The sequence below is a fragment of the Actinomyces haliotis genome, assembly GCF_015355765.1.
In the GTDB taxonomy this organism is placed as follows: Bacteria; Actinomycetota; Actinomycetes; order Actinomycetales; family Actinomycetaceae; genus Actinomyces; species Actinomyces haliotis.
The window spans coordinates 49574-59991 of record NZ_JACWNA010000012.1 but is presented as its reverse complement, the minus strand read 5'-3'; the positions used below and the strand labels follow the sequence as shown (position 1 = coordinate 59991).

General features: G+C 72.6%; 9 protein-coding genes. All 9 read left to right on the top strand.

The annotated features are described in order from the left end of the window. The first annotated feature begins 217 nt into the window (after window positions 1-217). The 9 genes from IXW69_RS07090 to IXW69_RS07050 all read left to right on the top strand — a co-directional run bounded on the left by IXW69_RS07090 (window position 218) and on the right by IXW69_RS07050 (window position 10286). A complete protein-coding gene (locus IXW69_RS07090) occupies window positions 218-1243 on the top strand; it encodes a lipid II:glycine glycyltransferase FemX (RefSeq protein ID WP_194785652.1) in 1026 nt (341 codons plus the stop codon). Between the two features lie 148 nt (window positions 1244-1391). Continuing rightward, window positions 1392-2516, top strand: coding sequence for a lipid II:glycine glycyltransferase FemX (locus tag IXW69_RS07085; RefSeq protein ID WP_323745222.1), 1125 nt, complete (start codon window positions 1392-1394; stop codon window positions 2514-2516). Between the two features lie 159 nt (window positions 2517-2675). After that, a complete protein-coding gene (gene thrS / locus IXW69_RS07080) occupies window positions 2676-4721 on the top strand; it encodes a threonine--tRNA ligase (protein ID WP_194785651.1) in 2046 nt (681 codons plus the stop codon). Further along, window positions 4714-5355, top strand: a complete 642-nt coding sequence (locus IXW69_RS07075; RefSeq protein ID WP_194785650.1) for an HIT family protein — start codon at window positions 4714-4716, stop codon at window positions 5353-5355. The genes thrS and IXW69_RS07075 overlap by 8 nt, the downstream gene beginning before the upstream one ends. Window positions 5356-5430: 75 nt before the next feature. Beyond that, window positions 5431-6093: a phosphatidylinositol phosphate synthase gene (gene pgsA / locus IXW69_RS07070; RefSeq protein ID WP_194785649.1), complete on the top strand. Its 663-nt coding sequence runs from the start codon at window positions 5431-5433 to the stop codon at window positions 6091-6093. Further along, the gene (locus IXW69_RS07065; RefSeq protein WP_194785648.1) at window positions 6090-7142 is read left to right on the top strand and encodes a phosphatidylinositol mannoside acyltransferase; all 1053 of its coding nucleotides are present in this window, start codon (window positions 6090-6092) and stop codon (window positions 7140-7142) included. The genes pgsA and IXW69_RS07065 overlap by 4 nt, the downstream gene beginning before the upstream one ends. After that, window positions 7139-8326 carry a glycosyltransferase family 4 protein gene (locus tag IXW69_RS07060; RefSeq protein WP_194785647.1) on the top strand — a complete coding sequence of 396 codons (1188 nt, stop codon included), beginning with the start codon at window positions 7139-7141 and terminating at the stop codon, window positions 8324-8326. Before IXW69_RS07065 ends, IXW69_RS07060 begins: the two co-directional genes overlap by 4 nt. Next, complete coding sequence (locus tag IXW69_RS07055) at window positions 8323-9045, top strand: hypothetical protein (protein WP_228524999.1); 723 nt, start codon at window positions 8323-8325, stop codon at window positions 9043-9045. The genes IXW69_RS07060 and IXW69_RS07055 overlap by 4 nt, the downstream gene beginning before the upstream one ends. Further along, a complete protein-coding gene (locus tag IXW69_RS07050; protein WP_194785646.1) occupies window positions 9042-10286 on the top strand; it encodes a PrsW family intramembrane metalloprotease in 1245 nt (414 codons plus the stop codon). Before IXW69_RS07055 ends, IXW69_RS07050 begins: the two co-directional genes overlap by 4 nt. Window positions 10287-10418 lie beyond the last annotated feature (132 nt).

Genomic DNA, 10418 nt, shown 5'->3' with positions numbered 1-10418 from the left:
CAGGACCCGCTCGTGAACCCCGAGGAGAAGGACCTGCGGCGCGCCGTCGTCGTCCGGCTCCAGCGGCTCAACTACCTCCGCAAGCTGGGCCGCTTCTACCCCCGCCCCGAGGGCCTCTACCTCTGAGCGGCCCAGCGCCGCCTCGTCCCCCGTACCCTCTCCTGCCCCCCGGTACGCCGACCCGACGGCGCGACCGACCGAACCCACACGAGGAACCATGCCCAGCTCCCACGCGATCTTCCGCCCGGTCACCGACGACGACTACGACGAGCTCATCGCCGGCCAGCCCTACCCGCACCGCGCGTCCGTGGCCTGGGACGGGTACGCGGCGACCCTCCCCGAGCGGGAGCTGTGGAACGGCTCGCGCGTCGCGTACTGGCCGGTCGGCTCGACCTCGCCCCGCGCGGTCCTCACGCTGCGCCAGTTTCACATCCGGCGCATGGCGTTCCTCTGGGCGGACGGCTCGCCGGTGTGGGTGGGTGACGAGCCGACCGCGGCCGAGGAGCAGGCTCTCGTGGACGCCCTGCGCCGCTGGGTCGCCACGGTCGACCCGACCCAGTCCTTCATCCGGCTCCACGTCCTCCACCACGAGGAGGTCACCGGCATCGTCCCCACCTGCCAGCAGATCTACGGGCACGACTCCACGATCATCATCGACACGACCGGCACGGAGGAGGACCTGCGCGCCCGCATGAAGAAGCGCGGGCGCCGCGACGTCAACAAGGCCGGCCGCGAGTGCCGGGCGACGGTCTCCGAGGAGACCGCCATCGACCGGGCCGGCTTCGACCAGCTCATCGCCATCATGCACGAGACCGCCGACCGCCAGGGCTTCAAGGACTACGACGCCGACCACTACTGGTCCTTCTTCACGTTCTTCCGGGACCGTGGCATGGCCCGGCTCTTCGTCGGCCGCGAGGAGGGGCGCCCCGTCAACTGGGGAATGTTCATCGTCCGCGGCGACTTCGCCACCTACGAGGTGGCCGCCTCCAGCGAGGAGGCACGGCGCAACTACGCTCCCGACCTCACCCTCTACACCGGTCTCCTCGCGCTCCAGGCCGACGGAGTCAGAGCGGTCGACCTCGTCGCCATCGGCTCCGACTTCGCCCCCGAGCTGAGCACGCTCAACAACTTCAAGACGAAGTGGACGCAGGAGATCACGCGGGTCTCCGCACCGGTGGAGATCGTCCTCAGGCCGCGGCGCTACCGGTTCCTCAACGCCCTGGCGCACCGGCTCGGCCACTGAGGCGGTCGCGACCCTCCGGTGAGCGGACCCGGGCGGGACGCGTCTCCTCCTCCGGGACGATACGTGGAGCCAACGGCGTCGATAGCATCTGAGGGTCGCGCAGCGGCTCCCGTCGGGGGCCCCGCGATCCGAGCCACGAGGAGAGAGCGTGCCCCTGCCGACCGCCCCGACCGAGACGTCGAGCAGCCTCGCCCGCGTGAGCGCCAAGGAGATGCGCATCGCCGTCGGGAACACGCCGGCGCCGGTCGAGCAGACCGAGGCGTGGGAGCGCTTCGAGCGCTCCATGGGGCGCTCCCTCTTCGGCCGCTACGTGTACGTCGCCGACGGGAGGCCCACGGCCGCCCTCGCCCTCTACCGCTATGAGGTCCACGGGCAGACCTTCCTCTGGGCCAAGCACGGGCCCGTCTGGCTCAAGGAGCAGACCCCCGAGCGGGAGGCCGAGCTGCGCGCGCTGCTCCTCGCCGAGGTCCGCCGTCGTGAGCCCCGGACCGCCTTCATCCGGCTCCACGCCCGGTTCCAGGCCCCGGGCCTTCATGAGCTCCTCTCGACGATCACGTACGACCGCACCGTCGTCATCGACCTCACCCCGGGCACTCCGGAGGCCATGAGCGACGCCATGCCCAAGGACGGGCGCCGCGGCGTGCGCCGGGCCGAGCGCGTCGCCCGCGAGGCCGGCTGCACGATCGCCGAGGAGACGGGGCTCGACCGCGCCGCCTTCGACGAGGTCTACGACGTCATGGTGGAGACCGCCCGGCGCGACGGCTTCCGCCCGCACCCCAGCGAGGTCTACTGGCGGCTCCTCACCGAGCTCGGTCCGGAGCACGCCCGACTCTTCGTCCTGCGCAAGGACGGCGAGCCCCACGCGTGGGACCTCGTCACCGTCGTCGGCCGCCACGCCGTCGCCTACTACGGGGCCTCCTCGAACGCCTCCCGCGGCTTCCGGGCCGCCGAGGCCCTCGACTGGTTCGTCGCTTGCACCCTGGCCGAGGAGGGCAAGGTCGGCTTCGACCTCATGGGCGCCGAGTCCTCCCGCGTCCCGAGCCTCTACAGCGTCGGTCGCTACAAGAAGCGCTTCGCGAAGCACGCCACCGAGGTCGACGGCGCCTGGGACCTCCCGGTCCGGCCCGTCCTCTACGCGGGGATGGTGGCCGCCAAGCGCACGAGGACGACCCTGCGCCGGGACGTCGAGCCGCGCGCTCGTGCCGGGGCGGCCGCAGTGGCTCGAGCCCTGCGCACGACCGTGGGCGCCCTCGGACGCGGCGCCCGGAGCTGACCCGGACGGCCGGGCGCCCCGCCGCGGGCGGCGGTCGCCGGGTGTGCCCGGCGCCTCCGCCACCGTGCGGAGGAGCCGTCGGGACCCGGCGGTAGAGTGACGGACGAAGAAGCGGGTGCACCAGTGCAGCGCCCCACCCCCACCACGCAGGAGAACCCCGTGCCATCTCAGCCCAGCATCGACATCACCCTCGACGGTGCCCAGCGCAGCATCGAGGAGGGCACCACGGGAACCGCGCTCTTCGAGGCGGACCGCGACGTCGTCGCCATGAAGGTCGACGGCGAGCCCTGGGACCTCGCCCGCCAGGTGCCGGCCGGCGCCGTCGTCGAGCCCATCACGCTGGCCTCCGAGGACGGCCTCAACATCCTGCGCCACAGCGCGACCCACGTCATGGCCCAGGCCGTCCAGGAGATCTTCCCCGACGTCAACCTCGGCATCGGCCCCTTCATCACCGACGGCTTCTACTACGACTTCGGCAACATCGACGCCGTCACCCCCGAGCTCCTCAAGGACATCGAGAAGCGCATGAAGCGCATCGTCAAGGAGGGGCAGTCCTTCGTCCGCCGCGACATCTCCGAGGAGGAGGGGCAGGTCGAGCTCGCCGACCAGCCCTACAAGCTCGAGCTCATCACCACCAAGGGCAAGGGCGCCGAGGCCTCGGCCTCGGTCGAGGTCGGCGAGTCCGGGCTCACCATCTACGACAACGTCCGTCGCAACGGCGAGGTCGCCTGGAAGGACCTGTGCCGCGGTCCCCACCTCCCGACCACGAAGCTCATCGGCAACGGCTTCGCCCTCACCAAGTCCTCCTCGGCGTACTGGAAGGGCGACCAGGCCAACGACTCCCTCCAGCGCATCTACGGCACCGCCTGGGCCAGCACGGAGGACCTCAAGGCCTACCAGGACCGCATGGCCGAGGCCGCCCGTCGCGACCACCGCAAGCTCGGCGCCGAGCTCGACCTCTTCTCCTTCCCGGAGGAGATCGGTCCCGGTCTCGTCGTCTTCCACCCCAAGGGCGGGATCCTGCGCCACGAGATCGAGCAGTACGTCATCAAGCGCCACGAGGAGGCCGGCTTCGACTTCGTCCACACGCCGGAGATCACGAAGGGCAACCTCTTCCACACCTCGGGCCACCTGCCCTACTACGCGGACACGATGTTCCCGCCGATGCTCGTCGACGAGGAGACCGACGCCGAGGGCAACGTCACCAAGGCCGGCCAGGAGTACTACCTCAAGGCCATGAACTGCCCGATGCACAACCTCATCTTCCGCGCCCGCGGCCGCTCCTACCGCGAGCTGCCCCTGCGCTTCTTCGAGATGGGCCACGACTACCGCTACGAGAAGTCCGGCGTCGTCCACGGCCTGACCCGCATGCGCGGCTTCACCCAGGACGACTCCCACACCTACTGCACCCGCGAGCAGGCGCCCGCCGAGATCAAGAAGCAGATCGAGTTCTTCATCTCGATCCTCCAGGCCTTCGGCCTCAACGACTTCTACCTCGAGCTCTCCACCCGCGCGACCGACGGCGCCCACAAGGACAAGTTCATCGGCTCCGACGAGGACTGGGAGACCGCCACCCGCGTCCTCGAGGACGTCTGCACCTCGACCGGCCTCGACCTCGTCCCCGACCCGGGCGGCGCCGCCTTCTACGGCCCCAAGGTCTCCGTGCAGGCTCGCGACGCCATCGGGCGCACCTGGCAGATGTCCACCATCCAGTACGACTTCAACCAGCCCGAGCGCTTCGACCTCGAGTACACGGCCGCCGACGGCACCCACCAGCGCCCGATCATGCTGCACTCCGCCAAGCTGGGCAGCGTCGAGCGCTTCATCGGCGTCCTCACCGAGCACTACGCCGGCGCCTTCCCGGCCTGGCTGGCGCCCGTCCAGGTGCGCCTCGTCCCCGTCGCCGAGGCCTTCGACGACTATGTCAAGGACGTCGCCCAGCGGCTCCGCGAGCGCGGCGTCCGCGTCGAGACGGACCTGTCCGACGACCGCTTCGGCAAGAAGATCCGCAACGCCTCCAAGGAGAAGGTGCCCTTCACGCTCATCGCGGGCGGCGACGACGTCGACGCCGGCGCCGTCTCCTTCCGCTTCCGGGACGGCTCCCAGGTGAACCAGGTGCCCGTCGACGAGGCGATCGAGCACGTCACCCGCGTCATCGCCGAGCGCGTCAACGACCCGGCGGGGGAGAAGCCGGTCCGTGACTGACAGCGCTCAGCCCCGCGACCTCCAGCACCTCCCCGGGACCGTCGTCGACGGCCCGGACGGCCCCGTCACCGTCGAGGCACCCTTCCAGCACGCCGACGCGCCCGACCCCTTCGGACGCCTGTGGACCCCGCACCGCATGGTCTACATCGGCGGGGAGAACAAGCCGAAGGACTCCAGCGAGTCCGAGTGCCCCTTCTGCGCGGCCCCGGGCCGCGAGGACGAGGACGCGCTCATCGTGCACAGGGGCGAGAACGCCTACGTCCTCATGAACCTCTACCCGTACAACACGGGCCACCTGCTGGTGTGCCCGTACCGCCACCTCTCCGACTGGACCGAGGCGAGCGAGGCGGAGCGGGTCGAGATCGGGCGCCTCACCGCCCGTGCCATGGAGGTCGTCCGCGCCGTCTCGCACCCCCACGGCTTCAACCTGGGCATGAACCAGGGAGAGGTCGCGGGAGCCGGCATCGCCGCTCACCTCCACCAGCACGTCGTGCCCCGGTGGACCGGCGACGCGAACTTCATGCCCATCATCGGGCGGACCAAGCCGGTGCCCCAGCTCCTCGGCGAGCAGCGTGACATGCTCGCGGCCGCCTGGGACGCCGCGCCGACACGGCTGGAGCCCACGGGGCACTGACCACCCACCGCCCACCCGACGCAGGCGCAGAGGCACCGGCACCGCGCCTGACCGAACCCCGACCCTGAGGAAGAGATGCTCGGACAGCACGGACGCGGCCTCACCAAGGCCCTGTTCACCAAGCCCGCCCTGGCGATGGCCAAGATGGGCGTCACCCCCAACATGCTCACGGTCGGCGGGACCGTCGCCTCCGTCGCCGTCGCCGTCCTCACCATCCCGCAGGGCCACTTCGTCCTCGGGCCGGTGCTCATGGTCCTCGTCCTCATCGGCGACTCCTTCGACGGGATCCTCGCCCGGGCCACCGGCCGGACCAGCCAGTTCGGAGCCTTCCTCGACTCCACGATGGACCGCCTCGCTGACGGCGCGGCCTTCGGCTCCCTCACCGTCTGGGCCGCCCTCCACATGGTCCCCGGACCGCTGCGCACCTGGACCGTGTCGCTGGCCGCCTGCTGCGTCGTCCTCGCCGCCGCCGTGCCCTACGCTCGCGCGCGCGCCGAGTCCGTCGGGGCCACCGCGTCCGTCGGCATCGCCGAGCGCACGGACCGCCTCGTCGTCATCGGGCTCGCCGTCCTCGCCGTGGGCCTCGGCGCCCCGACCTGGGTCATCACCGCGGGCCTGACGTGGGTCGCGATCGCCTCCCTCATCACCGTCATCCAGCGCGTGCTCACCGTCCGGACGCAGATCACGGCCCGCGAGGCCGCCGAGCGCGCCGCCGCGACCGACGGGACCGAGCAGTGAGGCGGCCCGGCGTCGACGACGTCTACCGCCTCGCCTGGCGCAATGTCCGTCGGCTGCCGGCTCCCGTCGGCTACGGGCTCTTCCACCTCGTCGGGGACGCTGCGTGGGCCGTCCAGCGCGTCACCCGCTCGAGCACGGGCGTGGGGCAGCTGCGCCGCAACCTCGCCCACCTGCTGCCTGCGGGCACCGGCGAGCGGGTCCTCTGCGCCACGACCCGCGCCGGCATGCGCTCCTACATGCGCTACTTCTACGAGGCCTTCGCCCTGCCGGGGCTCCGCCGGGAGCAGATCGTCGCGCGCGTGCGCCCGGACGTTGACCCCTCCGCCTGGGAGGCCATCTCGCAGGGGTCGATCGTCATCGCCCTGCCGCACATGGGCAACTGGGACCTCGTGGGCGCCTGGGCCTGCGACGAGCTCGCCCAGGTCCTCACCGTCGCCGAGCGCCTCGAGCCGGCCGACCTCTTCGAGCAGTTCGTCGCGTTCCGCGAGGGGCTCGGCATGCGCATCATCGGCCAAGCCAAGGGCGAGAAGGTCTTCGAGCGCCTCGTCGCCGCCGCGCAGGAGGGGCGCTACGTCATCCCCCTCCTCGCCGACCGGGACCTCTCCTCCTCCGGCATCGAGGCGCCGCTGGGCGGCGAGCCCGCGCACGTCGCCGCCGGACCGGCTGCCCTCGCCGAGCGTCTCGGCGTTCCGCTCTTCACGGCCTCGGTCGCCTACGAGCGCCTCACCGGCAGCCGCCGTCGCGCCGCCGGTGGCCCCTGGGGCGTCGTCCTCACCATCCGCCCGGTCCCGGAGCCCGAGGGGCTGACGGGACGGGAGAAGGTCGTGGCCTGGACGCGAGCCTGGGTCGCCGACCTCGGACCGCGCATCGCCGAGCACGCAGAGGACTGGCACATGCTCCAGCCCGTCTTCGACGCCGACCTCGACCAGGAGCGCCTCGCCCGTCGCCGCGCCCGCGAGGCCACTGCCGACACCGCCGCCCAGGAGGCGGCGGCGACGGCTGGTCCGGCGCCCGCCGGTGCCGCGACCGCGGGGGAGGGATGCGCATGAGGATCGGCATCGTCTGCCCGTACTCCCTCGACGCCCACGGCGGGGTCCAGGTCCACGTCCTCGAGCTCGCCGCCGAGCTGCGGGGCCGGGGCCACGAGGTCCAGGTGCTCGCGCCGGCCTCCAGCCTCGAGGGCTACCCCGAGTGGGTCACGAGCGCCGGCGACTCCGTCGCCATCCCGTACAACGGCTCGATCGCCCGGCTCAACTTCGGTGCGGCCGTCGCCCGCCGCGCCCGCCGGTGGCTCGAGGAGCACGACTTGGACCTCGTCCACATCCACGAGCCCATCACCCCGAGCGTCGGCCTCCTCGTCCTCCAGGCCGCGGACTGCCCTCTCGTGGGTACCTTCCACTCGGCGATGGACCGCTCCCTGGCCCGCGAGCTCCTCTCACCGGCCACCGGGCAGTGGGTCGAGCGGCTCACGGCGCGCATCGCCGTCTCCGAGGAGGCCCGCCGGACCCTCATCCAGTACCACGGCGGCGACGCCGTCGTCATCCCCAACGGTGTCAACGTCGCCCCCTTCAGGGCGGCCCGCCGCGACGACCCGCGGTTCAAGGGGACCGCCGAGGCCCCGACGATCTCCTTCCTCGGTCGCGTCGACGAGCCCCGCAAGGGCCTCCAGGTGCTCGCCGAGGCCGTCCCGGCCGTCCTCGAGGCCCTTCCCGGGGCCCGCTTCCTCATCGCGGGCCGCGGCGAGGCCGAGGAGCAGCGCCGCGAGCTCGCCCGCTTCGGCGACCACGTCCAGTTCCTGGGCGGGGTCTCCGACGAGGACAAGGCCGCGCTCCTCGCCTCCTCCAGCGTCTACGTCGCGCCCCAGACCGGCGGCGAGTCCTTCGGGATCGTCCTCGTCGAGGCCATGGCGGCCGGCACGCACGTCGTCGCCAGCGACCTCGCCGCCTTCTCCGACGTCCTCGGCGGGGGACGCTACGGCGCCCTCTTCCACAACGGGGACGGGGCCGACCTCGCCCGGGCGATCATCGGGACGCTCACGGACCGAGAGGCCTCGGACGCCCGGCGGTCGGCCGCCTCTGCCGTCGTCGGGCAGTACGACTGGTCGACGGTCACCGACCGCGTCCTCGACGTCTACGACATGGCGCTGTCGATCGCCCACACCCGCGTCAGCGTCGCGCCCGGCAGCCGGACCATGATGGGGCGCCTGCGCGGCGTCCGCGAGGAGGGCTCATGACCGCCGCGACCGCAACCGGCTCCGCCGTCATCCTGGGGACGGGGCTCGTCCCCGGCCTGCCCGCCGTGGTCGGGGCCGAGGACGAGCTGCGCTCCGGCCCCTTCACCGGGCCGTGGGCCTGGACGACCATCGTGGCGCTCGTCGTCGTGCTCGCCGTGGCCGTGGGCTGGCTCCTCTACGTCCGTGCCGTGCGCGTGGACCGCCTGCACCGCCAGGTCCTCGGCGCCCGCGCCACCCTCGAGGCCGAGCTCACCCACCGCGCTCAGGCCGCGGCCGACCTCGCCGCCTCGGGCGTCCTCGACCCCGCGAGCTCCCTGCTCCTCTCACGGGCGGCGCACGACGCGATCGAGGCCGAGGGGCCCGTCGTCGACGACGGTCTCGACCCGGACGAGCGAGGAGGAGCCCGTCCCGCACGTCCCCGCGCCCTCATCGAGTCGGACCTCACGCGCGTCATCCGCGCCGTGGCCCACGAGGGAGCCCGCGCCGAGGTGGCCGAGACCCCCCTCGGCGCCGACTGCCTGGCCAGGCTGGACCGCGCCTCCTACCGGCTCGGTCTGGCGCGCCGCTTCCACAACACCCACGTCGCCGAGGCGCGGCGCCTGCGCGCCCGCCCGGGCGTGCGCCTCCTCCACCTCGCCGGCAGCGCGCCGCTACCCGCCACCTTCGACATCGACGACGACGCCACCGCCCTCGTGACCGGGAAGGACGACGACGCATGAGCACCCCCAGCGGTCCCGCGGCCGGCTCCGGAGGATGGGCACCGAGGCCCGGCTACCAGCGCGGGGGGCTCCCCGCGTCCGGCGCACCCGCCGGTCGGGCGGGCGCCCCCGCGACGAGCGCGCACGGCGCTGCGTCCCCGGCTCCCGGCTGGGCCGCTCCGCTCACCCGTCACCGCCGCCGAGGTGACGTCGCCAAGTACGTCATCGCCGTCGTCGGCGGGCTGGGCCTGCTCATCATGCTCGGGCTCATCGCCATGAACGCGGGCGGCTCGAGCCACGTCATCCTGCCGGTCGCGCTGGCGATGATCCCGCTCGTCATCGTGCTGGCGGCCGTCTTCTGGATCGACCGCTGGGAGCCGGAGCCCTTCGGCGTGCTGCTGGCCGCCTTCCTGTGGGGAGCCGGCGTCGCGACCGTCATCTCGCTCGTCGTCAACACGACGGCCTCCGTGCTCGTCGCGTCCTCGACCGGGGACCCATCTGGCGGCGAGCTCGTCTCCGCGGTCGTCTCTGCGCCACTCATCGAGGAGTCCACCAAGGGGCTCGGCGTCCTCATCATCTACCTCATCTGGCGGCGCACCTTCAACGGGCCCGTCGACGGCATCGTCTACGCCGCCGTCGTCGCCGGCGGCTTCGCCTTCGCCGAGAACGTCCTCTACTTCGTCCAGTACTCCGACTCCCTCATGCAGACCTTCCTCATGAGGGCCGTCTTCTCGCCCTTCGCCCACGTCACCTTCACCGCCTGCACGGGCCTGGCCATCGGCGTGAGCTCCCGGATGCGGTCGCGGCTCGCGTGGCTGTGGATGACACCGATCGGCCTGGTGGCTGCCATGATGCTCCACGCCTTCTGGAACGGCGTCATCTCCGTCGCCCCCGGCCTCTACCTCCTCGTCGAGGTCCCCTTCTTCCTGGCCTGCGTGGCACTCGTCATCTGGCTGCGATGGAGCGAGCGCATGACGATGCGGCAGCGCCTCATGGACTACGCCCGCGCCGGATGGTTCGACCCCGCCGAGATCACCATGCTCACCACGGGGTCCGGCCGCTCCGCCGCCCGCCGCTGGGCCCGCGGGCGCGGACCCGTCGCCGCCCAGGCGATGAAGGAGTTCCAGACCTCGACGGCCGCCCTCGCCCAGCTGCGTCAGCAGGGGCTCGACGGGCACGCCGAGGCGGACTACGCCACGACCGAGCGCGAGCTCCTCGACTCGGTCGCCGCGAGCCGCCGAGTCTTCCTCGCGCGCGGCTGAGGCCGGCCGCCCGGTCCGCGCTCCGGCCTCCGTACGCGGGGAGGGCACCGCGCGCGTACAGTTCGGCCTCAGCCGGACCGTCCGGCACGCCGGGAGCACCATGCCCCGCGAGCGGTTCGGAGAACCCGAGGA